Here is a 20,457-nt window from a genome sequence, read left to right as displayed (position 1 = left end):
GCCCGCCGCCGGCCCCGGGCCCGGGGTACCGGTCACGCGCCGGACCACGGGGACGGGCTCCGCCGGTGCCGCAGCGGCCGGCGGGCGGTCCGTGAGCGGCGGGGCCTGCGGGGCGGTCACCGGCAAGGGCCGCGCCGGTGCGGCGACGGCCGGGTCGGCGCTCCTTGGCCGGGGCGGCGCGGGCCGGACGACCGGGACGCGCCGGCCGGTGCCCGGCGGGCCGCTCCCGCGCACACCCGCCTGCCGCGCCGGTCCGGGATGCGCCGTCGCGGGGGCGGGGGCTGTCGTGACCGGCGTCGGCCGCGCGGGGTCGCCCTGAGGGGCAGCCGGTGCGGGCCAGCGCACCGCCACGACGGGACGGTCGCCGGAGCGGGAGACGGCGGGCGGTGCGTCCCCTTCCGGGGCCCGGGTGTTCAGGATGAGCGGGCGCGCGGCAAGCAGCGAGAGGGTGCGGGGTGCCGCCGGGGTGGAGCGCGCTCCGGGGCGGGTCACGGGGAGAGGGCGCGGGCCGTCTGTGCCGCGGGTCCGGACGCCGGTGCCTTCGGCCGTGGCCCGGGCGACGACGACCGGGCCCGGAGCGGCGGCTCCTTGAGGCCGGTGCCTGCCGACGCCCGGCCCCCCGGAACCCGGCCCGTTGCCCGGCCCACCCGAGCCCGGAGCGGCGGGCCCTTGGGGCCCGTGCCTGCCGACGCCCGGCCCCTCGGAGCCCGGCCCACCGGAGCCCGGCCCGGCGGAGCCCGACGCTTTGCCCGGCCCACCGGAACCCAGCCCGGCGGAGCCCGACGCTTTGCCCGGCCCACCCGAGCCCAGCCCGGTGGAGCCCGGTCCGTCGGGGCTCGGCCCGTCCGCGACCTGCCCGCCGGACGTCGTGCCGGAGCGTCGCGCGTCCCCGGCCGGGCGGTGCGATGCGGAGGCCGGGGACGACGTCACCAGCGGTGTGGCAGGCCCGTCCGCGTGCTCCGCCGGAGCGCCTGCGGTGACCGGGCCCTCCGCGAGACGCCGCTGCACGCCGGCCGCCCCCAGCAACGGCCCGTCCGGATCCGGGCCACCTGCCGAGGCCGGCGACGACATCACCAACGGGGAAGCAGACGCGTTTGCGCTGTCCGCCGGAGCGCCTGCGGTGACCGGGCCGTCCGCGAGACGCCGCTGCACGCCGGCCGCCCCCAGCAACGGCCCGTCCGGATCCGGGCCACCTGCCGAGGCCGGCGACGACGTCACCAGCGGGGAAGCGGACCCGTCTGCGCTGTCCGCCGGAGCGCCTGCGGTGGGACGCCGCCGCACACCGTCCGCTCCGCTCGCGAGGGCCCCGGAGGGCGTCCGGTCGTCAGCCGTCGCGGGCCCGCGGTCCTGGCGTGCCGGAGCACGCTGGACGTCCGGGCCGGGCGTCGTGCGGGAAGCACGGGGGCCGGACGCGGCGGAGCCGGGCAGTTCGGCGCTCGGCGGCAGTGCGGACAGCGGTGCGCCCAGGCCACCGCGCGCGCGTGCCCCTGCGCTGCCGGGGCCGGGGGCTCTGCGCGGGGCGCGGGCCGGTCCGGCCGGGCCGTCCGGGGCGCCGTCCGTGGCCTTCGTACCGCCGTCGTACGGTCCCGGAGTGCCGGCCGTGCCTTCCGCGTGACGCTGGACTACGGGCAGCCCCGGACCGGATCCGGCGCCGGGGGCGGGATGCCGGGCGGAGGCGCGCTCCGCCAACGGTGCGGCCGTGGCGGGCAGTTCGGTCAGCGGGGCGCCGAGAGGCGCGCGGCTTCCCGGGCGCGTGGCCGCGCGCTGCACGGGGGCGGCGGGACGGGCCCCCGTCCCGGCCGGTGCGGTCGTGGCGCTGTCGGGTGCCGGGATGGCGGCGGGCCGCAGGGCGGGGACGCGGCGGGCAGGTCCGGCCGGGTACCGGGCGACGGTCAGCGAAGGCCCCACGGGGCGGAGCCGGACGGCCGGGCCGGAAGGCGTGCGGCTCCCGGAACCGGCCGGCGCCCGGGAAGCGCGCCCCGGGTCCGGCCCGGGCACGCCGGGCCGTGGCTCCGAGGTGGGTCCACCGGACGCGGGCCGGGCCACGGTCCCGTCGGTGGCTGCGCCCGGGACCACCGAGACGCGTCGTACCAGCGGGATCCGCACAGCGGCCGGCTCGCGGCCGGTGCCGTCGGGGGGCGCGACCGGGCCGGCGCCCGGCTGCGGGGCCCGTTGGACGGCAGGAGGCGACGGGGAGAGCACGACGGGCGAATCCGCGGACATGAGGCCACGGGTCCCTGGAGCGTCGCCCGGACTCCCCTCCCCCGGAGTGCCGTTTCTGCGGGGAAGCCGTGCGGCGGCCGGTGCCGGGCCGGACGGCCGCGCTCCCGGACGCGTCCGGCGTGAGACCTGGGACGTCCGGGCGCATGACGGCCCGGTCGCGCCGTCCGGGGTCCCGGCGTCCGGTCCACCGTCCGGCGGGCCGTCCGCCCCCTCCGGGCGCAGCGCCCGGAGCAGCAGCGGACCCGTGCCGGTGTGGGTGGGCCGCGGGACGGCCGGGCGGGTGACGCCGTGCACCAGGCCGGTCGGGGCCGTGGGGGTCAGGGCGTGACCGAGGCCGGTGTCGAACGACGGGTTCTGCCAGGCGGCGAGGCCCGCGCGGAAGGCGAGGCCGTCGCTGACCCCGAGCGGGGCGCGGGACAGGGTGAGTTCCGGCGCTGCGGTGCGGCGCCAGCCGCCGTCCCAGTCGCCGGGCACGGAAGGACCCGGGGCACCGGGCACGCTCAGGTCCGGGCGCTCGCCGGACGGACCGTCACCTCCGGCGGCCCGCCCGCCGCCCTCCGGCACCACCCCGTGCGCGGCGGCCCGGCGGCGCAGCCTGTCCCGCCATGCCATGTGCTCAACCGCCTTCGTTCACACGGGTGTTGATGCGGGCGATCTCGGTGACCCACTGCTGGCGTTCACCGTGGGTGAGGTCGAGGATCTCCTCGCGTGGCCAATGGAAGTGATAGGCGATGTACGCGATCTCCTCCCGGAGCCGGGGAAGGGCGTACGTCACGATTCCCCCAGGCGCCCACCCGAGAGGTCGACCTCGAAGCCGCCCTCGCAGTGCGGACAGGTCACCGCCGCGCGGGTGTGGCCCTCGCTGTTGACGCGGCGGTAGAAGTCCTGGAGGAAGGCGACGTCGGTGGCGTACATCCGCTCGACGATCCCGGCGTGCACATCGGTGATCGTGCCGATCCGGGTGATCACCTGGCTCAGCAGCACCACGCTCAGGTACGCCGGGTTCTCCTTGACCCGCAGGTCGATCTGGGGCCGGAGCTCGTCACGGGCGGTGGCCAGGCGCATCGCGCCATGGCGGTGCACCGTGCCCGCCTCGTCCACGTACCCGCGCGGCAGCTCGAACTCGAACTCGGTGCGCAGCCCGTGGTCCTCCCGGGGGGCCGGGGCGGCGGAGGGTGCCGCGGCCTGCTCCGGCGCCGGGGCGGGCGCCGTCACCTGGAGGATCTCCTCCAGGTTGCCCGCCGTCACCGTACGGCGCTTCATTCGACGATGATCTCCTCGAACACGATGGTGACGGACTCGGTGGCCGCGGACGACTCGCCCGCCTTCAGGGACGGGCCCTCCCACTTGGAGGCCCAGCCCTGCATCAGCTGGATGCGGCGGACCGTGGTGCCCTCGGAGTCCTTGATCTCGATGGTGAGGTTCTGCCGCGCTGCTTCGACGGCGCCCTTGTTCAGGGTCTCCTTGATCCAGTTGGTGAACTCGCTGCTCTGGTCGAGTCCCCGGGTGATCGTGATCTCGCCCGCCTGCCGGGCGCCGGGCTGCTTGCGGATGATCTGCTTGCCCTCCGCGCTGACCTGGCGGACCTCGACGACTTCCTCCTCGACGGTCAGCCCGCTGATCTCCTGGATCGACTCGACCAGGTAACCCCCGAGCTGCACGCCGAAGACATGGGTGGAAAGAGCATCGCCCGTTGCCATGACTGTCTGTCACCTTTCCTTGCGGAGCCGTTTTCCGTGCGGCCCTGGGATCACTCGTCGATGAGGCTGGTGCTGTCGGAGAACTGGGCCAGCCGGAACACCACGAACTCCGCGGGCTTGACCGGCGAGACGCCGATCTCGCAGACGACCCGGCCCTGGTCGATGGACTCCTGCGGGTTGTTGTCGCGGTCGCACTTGACGTAGAACGCCTCGTCGGCGGTGCGGCCGAACAGCGCGCCCCGGCGCCACTCCTCGGTGAGGAACGCGGTGACGTTGCGCCGGATGCTCGACCACAGCCGGTCGTCGTTCGGCTCGAAGACCACCCACTGGGTGCCCAGGAGGATCGATTCCTCCAGGTAGTTGAACAGCCGGCGCACGTTCAGGTAGCGCCAGGCGGGGTCGGAGGACAGGGTGCGGGCACCCCACACCCGGATGCCCCGGCCGGGGAAGGCCCGTACGCAGTTCACGCCGATCGGGTTCAGCAGGTCCTGCTCGCCCTTGCTGAGCCGGAGTTCCAGGTCCACCGCGCCGCGGATCACTTCGTTGGCGGGCGCCTTGTGCACGCCGCGCTCGGCGTCGCTGCGCGCCCAGACACCGGCGATGTGGCCGCTCGGCGGGACGGTGGTGTTGCGTCCGGCGGCCGGGTCGAAGACCCGCACCCACGGGTAGTACACGGTGGCGTACCGGGAGTCGTAGCCCGCCTCGTCGTTGCGCCAGGTCCGCACCTGCTGGGCGGTGAGACCGGGCGGGGTGTCCAGGACCGCCACCCGGTCGCCCATCTGCTCACAGTGCGAGATCACGGCGAGCTGCACGGTGCGCACGCCCTCGGCGTCGATGTCGCCGCGCTGGTAGGCGCTCATCAGGTCCGGCACCGCGACCATGGTGATCTCGTCGATGGTCTCCAGGCCGCCGAACCCGGTGCGGGCCGCGGCGTCGCCGACGTACTCGGCCGGGTCGAGGCGGGCCGCCTCGCCGGGGCCGGACGCGACGGGCGCGGCCGGGGCGTCGGGGAGCGCCACGGTCTGGCTCGCGGGCCTGCTCTGGGTGGCGCCCCGCTGCTCGGTGACCTCGATCAGCTTGGAGGCGCGGGCCTGGCCGACCAGGTACCCTTTGACGTTCTTGCGGGTGGAGGCCTCATACGTCTCCGCCACCTGGTCGCCCTGGCGGACCAGCACCTTGAAGCGGTCCTCCGGGGGGTTCTCGCCGTCCGCGTCGGCGATCTCCACCGACACCCCGGAGACCCCCGGCCGGGCCGCGACCAGGAAACCGCCGAGCTCCACCGGCTCCGCCGCGCCGGTCTCCCGCCGCCGCTGTGCGCCGCCCACGGCCGGTGCGGAGGCGTCCTCGGCGGAGCCGCCGATCCGCACCACGTACGCGGCGCCGCCGCCGTTGGCGAAGTACCCGTAGACCGCGTGGGCCAGATAGGTGCCCTCGGTGAAGCCGCCGAACAGCTGGGTGTACTGGTCCCAGCTGGTGACCAGCGTCGGCGTGTGGAACGGGCCGTTCTCGGCGAACCCGACGAACGCGGCGACGGCGGTGCCGACCCCTTCGATCGGTCGGGCACCGGACTGCACCTCCTCCACGTACACGCCCGGGGTGAGGTACGTCGGCATGCTCGCTCCTTCGCGTCCTTACGGGTCACCTGTGTCCAGGGCGAGTCTGCGGGGCGGGTCCGGCACCTCGACAGGGACCCGCGGACCTTGCCGAGGGCAAGAACGCTGCCTTTCCGGACGCCCCGTGCGGACCGTCCGGACGTCACCCGTCCCTGCCCGCGCGCTGCCCTCGGGGACCTGGACGGCCGTTCACCCGCGCGGTCCACTGGGGGCGGCAGCAGGGGTGTGCCGATGAGGAGGCAGCAGATGCAGAGGTCCGGACGGCGCACCGAAGGGACCGGAACCCGGCAGTCGGCGCGCGGCGGGGCCACCGCCCAGCGGGAGACGTCCTCATCGGGCGCCGCCGTGCCGCCCCCGCTCACCGCCGCCGCGCTCCGGGCGGCACAGCGCGGCGCGGGCAACGCCGCGGTGACCGGCATGATCGCCCGCCGCGCACGCACCACGCCTGCCGCCGAGCAGCCGGACACCGGGGTGCACGAGGTGCTGCGCTCGGCCGGCAAACCGCTCGCCGCGCCCTTACGCCGGGAGATGGAGTCCCGGTTGGGCTCCGACTTCTCCGACGTACGGCTGCACACCGGGGCCGCCGCCGCCCGCTCGGCCCGCGCCATCGGCGCCCGCGCCTACACCTCCGGCAGCCATGTGGTGATCGGTGACGGCGGCGGCGACAAGCACACTCTCGCCCACGAGCTCACGCACGTGGTCCAGCAGCGCCAGGGCCCGGTCTCCGGCACCGACCACGGCGACGGGCTGCGCGTCTCGGACCCGTCCGACCGCTTCGAGCGCGAGGCCGAGGCCATGGCCCGGCGGGTCATGTCCGGCCCCGCGCCGGCCTCGTCCGGCTCCGTCGCCGAGCACGCCCAGGACGCGGAGCACGCCGACCACGTCCAGCGTGACACCCGGGCGACGGGCACCGGTACGGCCGCCGTGCAGCGAGCCCCCGGCCCGGGCATCAAGCTCCTGCGGGACCGCGACCCCGCTCCCCACGACACCAGTCCCCTGCGGGACTGGACCACCCTGCGCAGCTCCGCGCAGCAGCCGACCGCGGTGGACGTTCACCAGATCCTGCTGACCTACCAGAAGCTGTCGAACGGCTGGAGCAGCGGCATGGGGGAGGTGCAGCAGGCGCTCAGCAACAAGTTCGGGGAGGACAACGGCGTTCCGGAGACCGTCGTTCGATTCGGGCCGGTCCTCATGGCGGGAGGAGTGCCCCGCGGCACGTCCATGGTGGCCCACCCGCTGACGCTGCGCGGTGCCGCCGGTTCCGACGCGACCACCGGCACCTACGCCGGACTCGGCGGAGCGGTGGAAGGGCACCTGCTCAACGCGCACCTCCACGGCCCGGCCACCCCGGAGAACCTCGCGCCGTTCCGGAAGCAACTCAACGCCAAGCACAGCCGGGTGGTCGAGGAACCCCTCAAGAAAATGATCTACAACGACCGCGGCACCTTCCACTACGAGGTCGTGGTGCACGGCGATGCCACGCATCCCCTTCCCCAGGGGATCACCTGCCACGTCGTCGAGCTCAACGACGACGGCACGAAGATGGACGACGGCTATGAGCAGAAGGTCGAGATCGATCAGGCCGGAAGGGTGTCCTTCCTGATCAACAACACGGGGAGCGGTCCCGGACCGGACGAGGAACTCGACTTCGACCGGGCCCAGGAGCACGACAGCGACTCCGAGCTCGCCGTGCTGTGGAACCAGTTGAGGTTCCCTTGGACCAGGGAGTACGGAGACGTGGTCAGGGAGGTGCTGGAGACGGCACACCAGGCTGTCAGCGCGTACGAAACCCAGCACCGCGGCTTCACGTCACTCGGCCATCTGCCGCGTACGGTCGTCGCCTTCACGTCCGGCACCTTCTTCGACATCGACGAGGACGGCAACAAGGTCGCCGTCGACATGGGCACGTCGATGGTCGCCGACCCGCTCACCCTGCGGCCCCCGTCCGGACAGGCAGGCTTTGAACCGGAAGGCGGCGCCTGGGGACTCGGCGCCATTCGCGGCCACCTCCTCAACCACCATCTCCACGGCCCCGCGGAGCCGCACAATCTCGCCCCCATGAGCAGCAGGCTCAACCAGCAGTTCGAGCGGGATGTCGAGAGTCACGTCAAACGCATGGTGCTCGAAGAGGGGCGGGTCCTGCGGTTCGAGGTGCGGATGTCCGGCAGTGGCGACCAGTTCGGATTCGAAGACGTGCCGACCAGGCTGGACTACGTGGTCCAGGAGTACCACCAGGACCCGGTGACCGGCCAATGGCAGCTGGCCCCCACCCCGCTCCACCGAGGGCGGCTCTCCAACGAGAGCGACGAGAACTACGACGGCTGACAACTCCTGCCGGAACGAGTGCGCACAACGGTGAGCGGCCCGCCCCTCAGGCGCCGGTGACCTCCGCCAGGTACGGACCGAACTCGCCCTCCAGAACCAGCCGTCCGAGCTTGCGGTACTCCTGCGCGACCGCCGCCACCAGCTCCCGCATGGTGAGCGGCTCCCCGGACTCCGCCGCGAGGTAGGCCGCGGTCAGCGCGCAGGCCCGGATCGAGCCGCCGGCCAGCTCGAAGCGGTCCGCGCAGAAGCGGAGGTCCAGGTCGTCGGCCCGGGGCAGGCGGTCGCCCAGGCACCGCTCCCACAGGGCGAGGCGCTGGCCGGAGTCGGGCAGCGGAAAGTCCGCCACCACGTCCAGGCGGCGGGTGAACGCCTCGTCCAGGTTGGCCCGCAGGTTGGTGGTCAGCACCGCGATCCCGTCGAACGACTCCATGCGCTGGAGCAGGTACGCCGACTCGATGTTGGCGTGCCGGTCGTGCGCGTCCTTCACCTCCGAGCGCTTGCCGAAGATCGCGTCGGCCTCGTCGAAGAGGAGGACCGCGTTGACCGCCGACGCCTCGGTGAAGATCCGCTCCAGGTTCTTCTCGGTCTCCCCGACGTACTTGTCGACGACGGTGGACAGGTCCACCACGTACAGGTCCATGCCCAGGTCCGCCGCGACGACCTCCGCGGACATGGTCTTGCCGGTGCCCGACTCACCGGCGAACAGCGCGACCACGCCGCGCCCCCGGCCGCCGCCGGGCCGCATCCCCCACTGCCCGAGCACCCGCTCCCGGTGGCGGGCGCGCAGCGCGAGTTCGCGCAGCCGCCGGTGGGTGACCGGCGGGAGCACCAGGTCGTCCCAGCCGACGCCCGGCTCCACCCGGCGGGCGAGCCGGTCGAGCCCCGCGCCGTTCTGGGCGCGTACGGCGGAGCGCAGGTCGTCGGGGCGGACCGGGCGGCCCGCGAGGGCGGCCGTGCGCACCGCCACGTCGGCGGCGCGGCGCAGCTGCCCGGCGTCCAGGCGGTGCGCGGCGACCGCCCGGGCGAGCTCCTCGGGGTCGCCGGTCACGGAACCGTCACCGGCGGCCCGGTCGAGGGCGTGCCGCCAGCGCGCGGCCTGCCGCTCGGGGGAAGGTGCCGGCACGGTCAGGACCACGGGGGTGTCGGCCGCCCAGGCGGGATCCCAGCCGACGGTGCCGTGCGTGACGAGGGGGATCCCCCGCAGTGCCCCGCACAACGTCCCCAGTGTCCGGGCGCGTTCGGCGGGTTCCGCGGGCAGCGCCTCCAGGGGGCCGAGGACGATCCCGGCACCGGTCAGGCGGGCTTCGAGTGCGGCCACCCGGGCAAGTTCCGGTACGTCGTCCCGGCGCCGGGCGAGCGCCACCGCGTCCAGGACGAGAGGGCGCAGCCCGGCCGCGCGCAGGGCGGCGGTGGCCAGCCCCTCGGCGTCGCCGCCCCGGCTGCGCAGGTGGACGAGGCCGACGCCGGTCCCGGCCGCGGCCGCCGTGCGCCGGACCTCCGCCGCCTCGGCGGTCGGGTCCTCCCGGACCTCGCCGAGCAGCCCGGCGAGCCGGGCGTCGGGCCGCGCGCTGCCCAGGAGGTGCCCGGTGACCCGGTCGGGGACCGCCAGGACGCGGGACAGCGGCGGCCGTTCCGGCTCGGTGACCTCCACCAGTCCGCCTTCGATCAGCGGCGCTCCGGGGGCGAGCCGGAACCGGGCGGGTGCCGCCCCGGTGAGGCCGCACAGCTCCAGGGCGAGCCCGGCTGTGGGCCGACGGCGCGTCAGGTCGTCGTTGAGGTAGCCGTAGAGCCGTTCGAAGCGCGCGTCCAGGTCGGGGGCCACCGCGACCAGCAGCAGGTCCAGGTCCAGCGGGGACAGGCCGAACCGCCCGGCGAGGCCGTCGAGGACGGAACCGGCCGGTGGGCGCCAAGGCTCGCCGGCGGGCAGGCCGAGACCGCCCGGCTCGTCCAGGATGCGGGCCACCGCCTCCGGGCTGAGGTACTGGCCCCGGTACGGGTCGTCGGGGTCGGGGTCGGCGGCGCGGCGGACCGCCACCGCGTGCCGCACCCGTTCCTCCACCGCACCGAGTCGCACCCACAGGTGCTCCACGTCGGCGGAGACGGCTCCGGCGCCGGGCGGGGCACCGGGCCGGGTGGTGGCGTCGGGTTCGGCGGTGTGCGTCACGGCTGGCGGTCCCCCCTGCGGCGGCGCCGGGCGGGTGCGGGCCCCCGCTCCCGCGGACCGGCGAAGCCGTCCGGTCCCGGATCACTCGTCTCCGTGTAGCGCAGCCGACGGCCCGGCGCCGCTTCCCCACCCTCGTGCCGGGCGGCGGAGCGCACGACGAGCCCTTCGGTGACCGGCGGCGCGGCGGCCGTGGTCGTCCCGGCGAGCGGCGCCCGCACCCGCACCCCGAGCGACGCCTTCAACTCCCCTCCGAGCGCCGACCACACATCGGAGGCGGCCGGTGCGTCGAGCCCGGCCCCGGCGGTGTCCAGTCCCACGGTCAGACCGAGCTCGGCGAGTGTGCCGGTGAGCAGCCGCGCGGGCAGCGTGTCGGTGGCCACCAGACAGGCGAGCACCTGCGAGAGCAGCCGGTGTTCGTCCTGCGGGCGGCTCGCCCACGCCGTGACCAGGTACGTCAGGTCGAACCAGCGGGGCGGGGTGCGCCGCGCCACCAGGTGCCCGTCATCGTCGTACACCTCGCCTTGGCCGCTGCCGCGCCGGGTGGCGTCCTCGCGGATGTCGTACAGGAAGACGCAGATGGTCGGGGCGCTGCGGCGTGCCGCCCAGTCCCGGGTGGGGGCATCGAAGACCACCTCGACGCCCGATGCCTCCAGGCCGGACTCGCCGAGCAGGCGGCGCAGCGCCTCGTCGACCTCGTGGATCACCGGCGGGTCACCTCGTCGGGCGGCTGCACACTGCCGCTGACCACCAGGAAGTCGGTCGTCACGGGTGAGAATCCGCGTCCCCTGGCGGTGATGACGCGCGGTCCGGTCTGGTCCTTGGCGAGGATGAGCAGCTGCCCGATGAACGTGCCGTCCGGCTTGGGCACGGTCGGCGCCGCCGCCGCGGTGATGCCCGGCTTCCAGGTGAACCTCACCGGCACTCCCGGCGGGAAGTCCTTGCCGCGCACCGAGGTGACGAAGCCCGGCTTGCCGACCTCCGGCACCGCGACGATGCGCGGCTGGAGGATGCGCAGCCGCTGCCGGGCGGTGTTGTCGCGCCGGTCGGCGTCGGTGCCGGTGGTGGTGAGGTCGCCGGTGACACGGCCGGTCAGCGCCTTGTCGGGGCTGAGGACCACCCGGACGACGGTGTTCTCGCCCGGGGCCAGGTCCGGCAGCGCGCACACCCAGGAGCGGTCGCAGCCCGGCGGCGGCCCGCTGTTCGGGATGCCCGGTGGCAGGCCGATGCGCAGCCGCAGCCCCGTCGCCAGCGCGTTGCGCCCGTTGCGCACGGTGTACGTCACCACGACGCGCCCGCCGACGTAGCCGGGGTTCGGCTGGGCCGTGACCCGCACTCCGGGGCCGGCCTCGGGCGCCTCCGGCTCCGGGGGCACGGTGGGCGGCGCGGGGGCGGGCGGCGCAGGGACGGGCGGCGCCGTGGTGGGCGGTGTCGGTGTGGCCGGAGGCGGGGTCGTCGGAGGCGGGGTGGCCGCACGTACCGGCACCACGGTCCGGCCGGAGTTGTCGCTGGGTCGCGGGTCCAGGACGGTGCCGGTGACCGACCAGCCGACCGGCGCATCGCCGGGGGTGACCCCGGTGACGGTGACGGTCACCGGGACGGTGGTCCCGGGCGGCACCACGCCGACATCGCACTGGAGGGATGCGGCATCGCAGGTGCCCCCGGGCCAGGTCATCCGGGTGACCTGCACGCCGGACGGCGGAGCGACGGTCAGCCGGGTGCCGGGGGAGGCAGCGGGCCCGTTGTTCACGACGTCCACGCGGATGGTGGTGGACCGGCCGACGGTGACCTCCGGGACGGAGCCGGGTGCCCGGACCGCGAGGTCCACGGACTGCTGGACGCTGGGTTCCTTCTGCCGGCCCGGCAGACCGGTGGTGAGCGGAGTGAGGTCGCCGGACGCGACGTCCAGGAGCTGTAGTTTCTCGGGGCTGTTGACCGCGAGGGCGGCGCGGGAGCTGAACACCAGGCCCTTGCCGTCGGCCGTCCAGGCGGCGTCCCGCGGCTGGAACGGGCCGGTGGCCGAGGTGTCCGGCAGCTCCCGGCGGCAGGCGCCGGGGAGGTCGCGGGCGGCGGTGGGCAGCAGCACCTGGCAGTCGTCGCCCGACAGGGACGTCAGGAGGACGCCGTTGCGTTCGTCGATCCGGCCGCCGCCGTTCTTGCGGTTGAAGGCGATGCTGCGCCCGTCCGGGGAGAACGCCGGGCTGTCGTCGATGACCTGGCAGCTGCCGGGGCAGTTGGTGGCGCTCAGGTCGCGCTGCCGGTCCAGGTCGTTCACGGGCACGGTCCAGATGTGCTTGTTGCCGCCGCCCCCGTCGATCACCTGGTTGCGGGTGAAGGCCAGGGTGGTGCCGTCGGAGGACCAGGTGGGCTGGGCATCGCCGCCCTGGAGCTGCCCGGCCGGCGGGATGATCTCGCCGGTGATCGCACCGGTGGCCGCGTCGGCGACGAGGATGCGGCTGGGGCCCGCGGCCTCGCCCACGCCGCCCGGCGAAGTCCGGGTGAAGGCCAGGTACTTGCCGTCCGGGGAGAACGTCGGGTCGGTGTCCCAGTCCTTCGGGCCGCGTCCGGCGAGCGGCATGGGCGCCGCGTCGGAGCCGTCGGCGTCCGCCCTCCAGATCCGCTCGACACGGCCCTCGGGGGTGTCCTCGAAGCGGGTCACCACGATCCCACGGCCGTCGGGCGTGTAGTTCTGCCGCTCGGTCCACGGGTCGTACCCGGCCGCCGGCCGGAACAGCGGGTCCTTGGCGGGATCGGTGTTGGTGTCGGCCGCCGGGTCTTCCTTGAGGACCGCAAGCCCCAGGTCGCGGGGGTCGGCCCCGTCCGCCCGGATGTCCTGCAGGGTCACCGCGTTCGGGCCGGACGCCGAGGTGCGCTCCACCACCACGCCGCCGCCGTCGAGCGCGCCGAGCCAGGTGGGCGAGCGGACCTCCCGGTCCTCATCGAGCACCAGCGAGGGGACCTGGCCGGAGTGGGCGGTCGACCGGAACACGTGGTCCCAGTCGCCCTCGCACTCACAGGTGATCTCCGGGCTCAGGAACAGCACGCCGTCCCCGTCGGGCAGCCACGCTGCCCCGTGGGCACGCCAGTCCGCCTGCGCGCCCCCGAGCAGCGGCTCGTCGCTGCTCCCGTCCGTCACCCGCAGCCGGGGCACCGCCCGGCCGTCGACGGTCGTGGTGGCGGTGTAGGCGATCCAGTTCCGGTTCTCGTCGTCGTCGACCGGGTTCCACACCGGCTCGGTGGCCTCGCCGTTCGCGGGGTCGGTGATCCGGGAGGCGGTGCCGCCGCCCAGGGGCCGTACGTAGAGCTGCTGTCCGGCCAGTGGGTCGCTGTCTCCGGAGTACGCCAGGCGCTGCCCGTCGGGCGAGACCGTCGGCCACTCCTCGTCCGCGGGGGTGTCGGTGAGCCGTGTCAGGCCGGTGCCGTCGGTGCGCACCAGCCACAGGTCGCGCTGCTTCCCGCCGCCCGGGCCGCCGGGTCCGGCCGAGTCGAACACCACGGCCCGGCCGTCCGGCGTCAGCCGGGGGTGCGCCGCGTCCATGCCGCTGGTGAGACGGCGTACCGAACCGTCGGCGGACCGCAGATAGATCTGCGGGTCCCGCTCGTCGCGGCGGCTAGCGAAGACCATCGCGTCGCCGAGGGCGGACGGCTGGACGTCGAAGTGGGCCGGACCGTCGCCGAACAGCGGTGTGCTGGAGGTGCTGGTGGCGACCCGGCCGAGACTGCGGTGCCGGGTACCGGCGTACGCGACCCGGGTGCCGGCGGCGTCGGCCGCCCGTGGCCGGGGCTCGGCGCTGCCCTGCCCGGAGGCCGCCGTCACCCCGAGCAGCGGGAGCAGCAGCACCAGCGACGTGCCGAGTCTCCCCAGGCGGTACCGACCGCCGGGGCCAGCGGTTCCCATGACGTCCCCCTCGCAGGCAGGTACGGCACCCGGATGTGCCCCCGCCACCCTGCTCCGGGCGCGCTCGGTGCGGCAGGGCGGCGGGGCCGTACCCGGGGGAAGCGTCCGGTGCGCTTTCGGGCAGTTGCCGAGGTACCCCCGCCCGTCGTCAGATCAGCCCGTTGCGCAGCGCGTAGCCGACCGCGTGGGCCCGGTTGCGCAGTTGCAGCCGTGTGGTGATCTCGTGCAGCACGTTCTTGACGGTCCGCTCGGAGTACGCGGTCTTGCGGGCGATCTCCGCGGTGTCCAGGCCCTCCGACACCAGGCGCAGCATGTCCGCCTCGCGTGTGGTCAGCGTGGACAGGGACGGGCCCCGCGGGTCGAGCTGCGAGCGCTGGAGGCTGCCCACGTGGGTGAGCAGCGTGCCGAGCAGGTCGCCCGGCAGTACTCCCTCACCGTTGGCTATCGCCAGGACGAGGTGGACGAGGTGGTCCTGGTCCGCCTCGGTGCGCCGCAGCACCGCCGCCACGCCGCACTCGATGACGCGTTGCAGTCCGCCGGACCCTAGGGTGCCGACGACGAGTCCCGTGCGGGTGACGGTGTTGATCCGCAGCCGGTGCAGCAGGGCGGCCACGTCGTCGTCGACGTTGTCCACGACCACCAGAGATACCTGGGCCCGCTCCGCGTCGGTGTCGTCGAGCAGGTCGACCTCGGGACGCCGGCGCAACTGCTGGACGACGCCGACCCGCAGGATCGGATCGGCGGCGTAGACGGCCACGGTCGCCCGGTCCGGGCGACCGGAGCCTGCGGCCCGGTGCCATAAGCCGACCGGGTCGGGCTCACGTGAGATGACGGCTGACATGGCAGGGTTGTTCTCCTCTGCGCAGTACGTGATGGGCGGTTGTCCGGTGCATGGGTTCGTGCGGAGGAAAGAGATGCGTGGGTGAGGGCCACCGGGGGCGGCGCGCGTGCGGCGGAGCGTGGGAGGGGGCGGGCGGGAGGCGGCCGGCCACACCAACGGACCGGCGGACCAAGGAAGTCGGCCCTTGACCTCACGGGCACCACGACTGCCCGGGTGTTGCCCTCGCGCTCCTCGTCGCACACCGGGCAGCGGTCCTACCGTGCCGGCGTGACGCCTTCTGCAGCCTCTTCCGGTCCCGGTGCGCCCGACCTCGACATCCCGGCCGTGACGGTGGCCCCCGGCGGCACCGCCACGACCAGTCTGACCGTGCGCAACGACAGCGACATCGTCGAGGCGTACAGCCTGGAGGTCGTCGGGGACTGCGCCTCCTGGACCACCGTGGAACCCCCGCGGGTCTCTCTCTATCCCGGCACCTCCGAAACCGTGACGCTCCGTCTGGCGCCACCGCGCTCTCCGGAGGTCCGGGCCGGTGAGGTGCCCCTTGGAGTGCGGGTCCTGCCGGCCGAGCACCCCGAGTCGGTGCGGGTCCTCGAAACCACCGTGCGGATCGAGGAGTTCCATGAGCTGCACACCGAGCTGTCCCCGCGCCGCCGGCGCGGCTGGCTGCGCGGCCGCTACCGGCTGGCGGTGCGCAATCAGGGCAACACCCCGGTGCAGGTGGGTTTCACCCCCGGACAGGCGGGCGAGGAGCTGGGGTTCGCCTTCAGCCCGGCCGAACCGAAGCTGGAGCCCGGCGAGTCGGTGGAGGTCGGGCTGCGGGTCCGCACCGGCAAGCCGGTGTGGTTCGGCGCCCCGGTGGTGTGGCCGTTCACCGTGGACACCGCCGAATCCGGTGACCCCGAGGAGACCGGACGCGACGACACCGCCGTCCGGGCCCCGCTGGACGCGGAGTTCGTGCAGATCCCGGTCTTCCCGAAGTGGCTGCTCGCCGCGCTGGCGGTGCTGCTCGCGCTGTTGCTCGCCTGGTTCACGCTGGTCCGTCCGGCGGTGCGCAGCGCGGCCAAGGAGGCAGCCAACGAGGCGGTCCAGCCGCGCCCCACGCCGCCCGGGGAGCGGGGCGGGCAGACGCCGGGCACCGGTTCCGGCAACGGTTCGGGTGCCTCGCCCGGCGGTCAGGAGGCGGGCGCGGGGACCGGATCGGGCACCGACGGCACCGGGACCGGCGGTGGTGCCTCGGCCGGCGACGGCAGCTCGGTAGGCGGTGGCCAGCAGAGCTCGACGACCATCGACCTGGAGACGTCCAGCGGAGAGACGAAGACCGGTACCTACAAGGTGCCCGAGGACAGCGTCTTCGGGGTCACGGACCTCGTGGCCGCCAACTTCCAGGGCGACGAAGGGCTGCTGACGATCGCGTTCGGCGACCGCAAGATCACCACGATCGCGCTGGAGACCTTCCGCAACCAGGACTATCACTGGGTCACCCCTATCAAGATCCCCGCGAACGACACCGTGACCGTCGAAGTGACCTGTGCGAAGCCGGGCACACCGGCCACCGGCCGTCAGGCGCAGGGGTGCCACGAGGTTGTGAACGTGAGCGGTGTGCTCAGCCGCATCAAGCGCTGAACCGTTCCTCACTTCTCCCACGAAATATTGTCGATCGGTGCTGCCTACATCTGTAAAGAGCGGAATCCTTTCACGTCTGGAAATCGACAACTCTGGACCAAAAACAGCACACTGACCACCGGATTACGCGACATTACGCGACGTCATGGTCGGGACCGGTCCGGACGTGCGGAGACGGGCCGCTGCCGTCAGGCGCGCAGGTAGGTGAGGACGGCGAGGACGCGGCGGTGGCTCTGGCCGTCGAGGTGGAGTTCGAGTTTCTGCAGGATGTTGCCGACGTGCTTGTTGACCGCCGCTTCGGTGACGTACAGCTCGCGGGCGATGGCGGCGTTGGCGCGTCCCTCGGCCATCAGGGCCAGGACCTCGCGCTCTCGTGGGGTGAGGCGTCGCAGCGGATCGTGACGCCGGTTGAGCAGCTGGCGGACCACCTCGGGGTCCACGACCGTCGCACCGGCGGCGACCCGGACGACCGCGTCGGCGAACTCACCGACGGCGCTGACACGGTCCTTGAGGAGGTAGCCGACGCCGGTGTCGCTGCCCAGGTCGAGCAGGTGGGCGGCGTAGGACTGCTCGATGTACTGGCTGAGCACCAGGACCGGCAGGGTGGGGCGCTCGTGGCGCAGGGCGACGGCGGCGCGCAGGCCGTCGTCGGTGTGGTCCGGCGGCATCCGGACGTCGGTGACGACGATGTCGGGACGGTGCTCTCGCACCGCGCTGATCAGGGCGTCCGCGTCGCCCACGGCGGCGAGCACCTGGTGGCCGAAGCGGGTGAGCACACCGACGAGCCCGTCCCGCATCAGCGGGGAGTCCTCGGCGAGTACGACGGTCAGCGACACGGCAGCTCCACATGCAGCAGGGTGGGCCCGCCCGGCGGGCTGGAGAGACGGAGCCTGCCGTCCGCCGCGGCGACCCGGTCGGCCAGCCCGACGAGGCCGGTGCCCGCCTCCGGTGTGGCACCGCCGATGCCGTCGTCGCTGACGGACAGGGCGAGAAGGTCGGTGTGCAGGCGGGCGTGCACCTCGACTCGGGTCGCCCGGCTGTGCTTGACGGCGTTGGTCAGGGCCTCGGAGATCACGAAGTACGCCGTGGTCTCCACGGAGAGCGGCAGACGGCGCGGCAGGCGGACGTCGACCGTGACCGGCAGGGCGGAGCGCCCCGCCAGGTTCTCGACCGCGGCGGCCAGACCGTGGTCGGTGAGAGCCTTCGGATGGACGCCACGGCTGAGCTCACGCAGTTCGTCGACAGCGAGCGCCACCTGCTCCTGCGCCTTGGCGAGTCGCCCGGCCAGCGGTGAGTCCGGCTCGGTGTCGAGGGCGGCCAGACCGAGCATCACGTTGAGGGAGACCAGCCGCTGCTGCGCCCCGTCGTGCAGGTCCCGCTCGATCCGGCGCCGCTCCGCGTCGAAGGCGTCGACGAGCCGCGCCCTGGAGGCCCGTACGTCGGTGAGTTCGCGGCCCAGTTCGCTGTCGCGCGGCGCCAGCATGAGACGCGTGACCGCGGCCCTCGCACCGGCCCAGGCGGTGATGGTGTACGGCGCGGCGGCGAGCAGACAGAGGCCGACGATCACCAGCGGCCAGGCGCCGGGATCGTCCAGGGGCGACATGATCACCAGTACGGGGACGACCAGCGCGAAGCCCAGGACGAGGAAGTCCATCCACCACAGGGCGGTCGCCGACACCGCGGTGAAGCCCAGCTCTCGCCAGGTCGCCGGCTCCCGCAGCCGGGTGCGCACCCAGCCGACGGCTCCCGTGCGTTCGGGGGCCCGGTGCGGATCGGGCACCGGGTCCAGGTCCACCAGGCGCAGACGCCACCGCTCGAAGCGGGTGACGGCGACACCGGACAGTGCCACGCCGAGCAGGACCGGCGCGCCCACCAGCACCACCAGCGAGACCACTCCCGCCACGAGCGCGACCACCAGGACCGTGCTGGTGACGGCTCCGAAGACGACACCGGACAGCAGGTAGGCGAAGGACCGCCAGGGCCAGCCGGAGCCGAGCACCTTCAGCGGGTTCTGACCGAGCGCCTGCCAGGCGGTCCGATGTCGCACCCCTCGACCCTAGCGAGCGGGGGATCTTGATGCGGTAGTGCCCGCACTACCTCCGAACTCCCCTGTACGCCAGTGCGCCGGCACGGGACGGACCGGTGCACTGGGCGCCATGAAGCTGTTCACCGTCCACACCGGCATGCGCCGCGGGCTCGGCACCGTGGCGGCCGCGTTCGGCATCGCGATCGCGGCGACCGTCGTACCGGCCCGACCTGCCTTACCGGCCGCGCAGTCCACCGCGCCCCTCAACGCGGCCTCGATCGACCGTTTCGTGCGCGACTACGTGGAGCAGACCCGCCTGCCGGGCGCGGTGGTCGCCGTGACCAGGGGCGACCGGGTCGTCCACACCGCGGGTTACGGGCACACCGCTTCCGGGCGGGCCATGACACCGCGGACGCGCGTGCCCGTGGCCTCACTGTCGAAGTCCATGACCGCGCTCGCCGTCATGCAGCTGGTCGAGGCGGGCACGGTCGACCTGGACCGGCCGGTGCGCCGCTACCTGCCCGAGTTCACCATGGCCGACCGGCGCTCCCGGGAGATCACCGTCCGGCAGCTCCTGACCCAGACCTCCGGCATGGCCGACTCCGCGTACCCGGACCTGACCCGCGCCCAGCCGCACACCCTCAAGGAGGCCGTCGCCGCGATGCGTGAGGCGCGCCTCGCCACCACGCCGGGCACCCGGCACCGCTACCACAACCCCAACTACTTCGTCGCGGCCCGCCTGGTCGAGGTGGTCAGCGGACGGCCCTTCGCCGACTACCTGTCCGCCACGTTGTTCCAGCCGCTGGGCATGACGCACACCGCATCCGTCGACACCACCACCGAGATGCCCGACCGGGCCCGCGGCTACGTCCGCGCCTACGGCACCACGTTCTCCCGTCCCCATCCCCGCTGGTTCACCGCGGGCAGTCACGGCGTCGTCACCACCGCCGACGACCTCGCCCAGTGGCTGATCGTCCAGAACAACCGCGGTGTGTCCGCCGACGGCCGCCGTATCGCCACCGCACGCACCATCGAGCTGACGCACACTCCGCCGGCAGCGCCGAAGGGCACGGACTACGCGATGGGCTGGATGCGGTACCGGCCCGGTGACGGGACCGCGGAGATCCAGCACAACGGCCAGCTCCTGACCCACAACGCCACGGCCACCCTGCTGCCCGGCAGCGGGACCGGCATCGCGGTCGTCACCAACACCGGCATGATCTCCGGAGACGACGCCGCCCAGATCTCCCTGGGCCTCGTCGATCTCGCGCGGGGCAGGAACCCCGAGGTGTCGAAGCCCTTTTCGATGACGGCCGACTGGGTCCTTGCGGCCCTCACCCTGCTGGCGACGGGCCTCGGCATCCGCGGTGTCCTGCGTGCGCCCCGGTGGGCGCGGCGCACCGCACGGCGCCCCTGGTGGCGAACGGCCCTGCGGTTGCTGCCGCAGGCCCTGCCAGTCCTCTTCCTCACCCGGCTCGCCGCGCTGCTCGGCCTCCTGATGCACCGCTCAGGAACCCTGGCGCAGACCGCCTACGCCTGGCCGGCCCTCGTCGTCTGCGCGGCGGCCGGGTGCCTCGCCTCCACCGCGGTCGTCACCGCCCGGGGCCTGGCTCTGCTGCGGCGGCGACCGTCGGGGGCCCGCCCCTTTTCACGGCGGCGATCACGGCGGTGAGCGGGACGGTCACGACCAGGCTCCCCACCAGGACCAGCAGCACGCCGACGCCGAAGAGACCGCTGGAGTCGTCCGACCAGTCGTAGGAGGCGGCAGCGGTCAGGCCGGCCGTGGTGCCGAGCACGGCGCCCGCGAAGTAGCGCCGGGACGCCGCCCAGTACACCGGCACCAGCAGGGTCAGCACCAGGCCGATCACCTGCCACGCCTCGTACGGGCCGGTCGTCGTGCCGTCCGGGTGCACATCACGGTGCTGGTCCCAGCCGAGCCAGGCAGCCCAAGCCGCCAGGGTCACCCCCACCAGGGCAAGAACCGTCACCAACTGGCGCACGGGATTCGGGAGTCGTTGTTCCATGGTTCGAGTGTTTCGGCGCACCC

At 74.2% G+C, this 20,457-nt stretch carries 15 protein-coding genes; 3 read left to right on the top strand and 12 right to left on the bottom strand.

The window, feature by feature from the left end; all coding sequences use genetic code 11:
- The 5 genes from NW895_RS37055 to NW895_RS37035 all read right to left on the bottom strand — a co-directional run.
- Positions 1-2,835 (bottom strand): hypothetical protein (locus NW895_RS37055; protein ID WP_289941310.1); only part of this gene is annotated, 2,835 nt, incomplete at its 3' end.
- A gap of 4 nt (positions 2,836-2,839) precedes the next feature.
- Positions 2,840-2,998 carry a DUF6760 family protein gene (locus NW895_RS37050; protein ID WP_237538843.1) on the bottom strand — a complete coding sequence of 53 codons (159 nt, stop codon included), beginning with the start codon at positions 2,996-2,998 and terminating at the stop codon, positions 2,840-2,842.
- Positions 2,995-3,486: a hypothetical protein gene (locus NW895_RS37045; RefSeq protein WP_289941307.1), complete on the bottom strand. Its 492-nt coding sequence runs from the start codon at positions 3,484-3,486 to the stop codon at positions 2,995-2,997. The genes NW895_RS37050 and NW895_RS37045 overlap by 4 nt, the downstream gene beginning before the upstream one ends.
- Positions 3,483-3,923 carry a phage tail protein gene (locus tag NW895_RS37040; RefSeq protein ID WP_289941305.1) on the bottom strand — a complete coding sequence of 147 codons (441 nt, stop codon included), beginning with the start codon at positions 3,921-3,923 and terminating at the stop codon, positions 3,483-3,485. Before NW895_RS37040 ends, NW895_RS37045 begins: the two co-directional genes overlap by 4 nt.
- Before the next feature lie 50 nt (positions 3,924-3,973).
- The gene (locus tag NW895_RS37035) at positions 3,974-5,536 is read right to left on the bottom strand and encodes a phage tail sheath family protein (protein WP_289941303.1); all 1,563 of its coding nucleotides are present in this window, start codon (positions 5,534-5,536) and stop codon (positions 3,974-3,976) included.
- 246 nt (positions 5,537-5,782) lie between these two features.
- Between NW895_RS37035 and NW895_RS37030 the strand changes: the two genes are divergently transcribed.
- Positions 5,783-7,861: a DUF4157 domain-containing protein gene (locus NW895_RS37030; protein ID WP_289941301.1), complete on the top strand. Its 2,079-nt coding sequence runs from the start codon at positions 5,783-5,785 to the stop codon at positions 7,859-7,861.
- Between the two features lie 46 nt (positions 7,862-7,907).
- Here NW895_RS37030 and NW895_RS37025 read toward each other — a convergent pair whose 3' ends face one another.
- From NW895_RS37025 to NW895_RS37010, 4 genes are all read right to left on the bottom strand, one after another.
- Complete coding sequence (locus tag NW895_RS37025; RefSeq protein ID WP_289941323.1) at positions 7,908-9,950, bottom strand: ATP-binding protein; 2,043 nt, start codon at positions 9,948-9,950, stop codon at positions 7,908-7,910.
- Between the two features lie 71 nt (positions 9,951-10,021).
- A complete protein-coding gene (locus tag NW895_RS37020; protein WP_289941300.1) occupies positions 10,022-10,729 on the bottom strand; it encodes a DUF4255 domain-containing protein in 708 nt (235 codons plus the stop codon).
- Positions 10,726-13,920: a hypothetical protein gene (locus NW895_RS37015; RefSeq protein ID WP_289941299.1), complete on the bottom strand. Its 3,195-nt coding sequence runs from the start codon at positions 13,918-13,920 to the stop codon at positions 10,726-10,728. Before NW895_RS37015 ends, NW895_RS37020 begins: the two co-directional genes overlap by 4 nt.
- Positions 13,921-14,068: 148 nt before the next feature.
- Positions 14,069-14,761: a LuxR C-terminal-related transcriptional regulator gene (locus NW895_RS37010; protein ID WP_289941297.1), complete on the bottom strand. Its 693-nt coding sequence runs from the start codon at positions 14,759-14,761 to the stop codon at positions 14,069-14,071.
- Between the two features lie 267 nt (positions 14,762-15,028).
- On the opposite strand from NW895_RS37010, the gene NW895_RS37005 reads away from it, so the two are divergent.
- Positions 15,029-16,384, top strand: coding sequence for a hydrolytic protein (locus NW895_RS37005; RefSeq protein WP_289941294.1), 1,356 nt, complete (start codon positions 15,029-15,031; stop codon positions 16,382-16,384).
- A gap of 188 nt (positions 16,385-16,572) precedes the next feature.
- Here NW895_RS37005 and NW895_RS37000 read toward each other — a convergent pair whose 3' ends face one another.
- Together NW895_RS37000 and NW895_RS36995 are read right to left on the bottom strand one after the other, a co-directional pair.
- The gene (locus NW895_RS37000) at positions 16,573-17,220 is read right to left on the bottom strand and encodes a response regulator transcription factor (protein ID WP_289941292.1); all 648 of its coding nucleotides are present in this window, start codon (positions 17,218-17,220) and stop codon (positions 16,573-16,575) included.
- On the bottom strand, positions 17,211-18,431 hold the full coding sequence (locus NW895_RS36995; RefSeq protein ID WP_289941290.1) for a sensor histidine kinase: 1,221 nt from the start codon (positions 18,429-18,431) through the stop codon (positions 17,211-17,213). Before NW895_RS36995 ends, NW895_RS37000 begins: the two co-directional genes overlap by 10 nt.
- 109 nt (positions 18,432-18,540) lie before the next feature.
- Between NW895_RS36995 and NW895_RS36990 the strand changes: the two genes are divergently transcribed.
- Positions 18,541-20,082 carry a serine hydrolase domain-containing protein gene (locus NW895_RS36990; RefSeq protein WP_289941289.1) on the top strand — a complete coding sequence of 514 codons (1,542 nt, stop codon included), beginning with the start codon at positions 18,541-18,543 and terminating at the stop codon, positions 20,080-20,082.
- Here the strand turns inward: NW895_RS36990 and NW895_RS36985 are convergent.
- Entirely contained in the window at positions 20,003-20,434 is a 432-nt protein-coding gene (locus tag NW895_RS36985) for a hypothetical protein (RefSeq protein WP_289941288.1), read from the bottom strand. The genes NW895_RS36990 and NW895_RS36985 overlap by 80 nt on opposite strands.
- Positions 20,435-20,457 lie beyond the last annotated feature (23 nt).

Source organism: Streptomyces sp. S.PNR 29 (assembly GCF_030386795.1).
GTDB lineage: Bacteria > Actinomycetota > Actinomycetes > Streptomycetales > Streptomycetaceae > Streptomyces.
The sequence above is the reverse complement of the archived record's forward strand: the minus strand, read 5'-3'. Positions and strand labels throughout refer to the sequence as shown.

Coding starts and splice junctions, on each gene's coding strand:
- NW895_RS36990 (WP_289941289.1), top strand. CDS start 18,541: ATGAAGCTGTTCACCGTCCACACCGGCATGCGCCGCGGGCTCGGCACC.
- NW895_RS37010 (WP_289941297.1), bottom strand. CDS start 14,761: ATGTCAGCCGTCATCTCACGTGAGCCCGACCCGGTCGGCTTATGGCAC.
- NW895_RS36985 (WP_289941288.1), bottom strand. CDS start 20,434: ATGGAACAACGACTCCCGAATCCCGTGCGCCAGTTGGTGACGGTTCTT.
- NW895_RS37030 (WP_289941301.1), top strand. CDS start 5,783: ATGCAGAGGTCCGGACGGCGCACCGAAGGGACCGGAACCCGGCAGTCG.
- NW895_RS37045 (WP_289941307.1), bottom strand. CDS start 3,486: ATGAAGCGCCGTACGGTGACGGCGGGCAACCTGGAGGAGATCCTCCAG.
- NW895_RS37015 (WP_289941299.1), bottom strand. CDS start 13,920: ATGGGAACCGCTGGCCCCGGCGGTCGGTACCGCCTGGGGAGACTCGGC.
- NW895_RS37035 (WP_289941303.1), bottom strand. CDS start 5,536: ATGCCGACGTACCTCACCCCGGGCGTGTACGTGGAGGAGGTGCAGTCC.
- NW895_RS37040 (WP_289941305.1), bottom strand. CDS start 3,923: ATGGCAACGGGCGATGCTCTTTCCACCCATGTCTTCGGCGTGCAGCTC.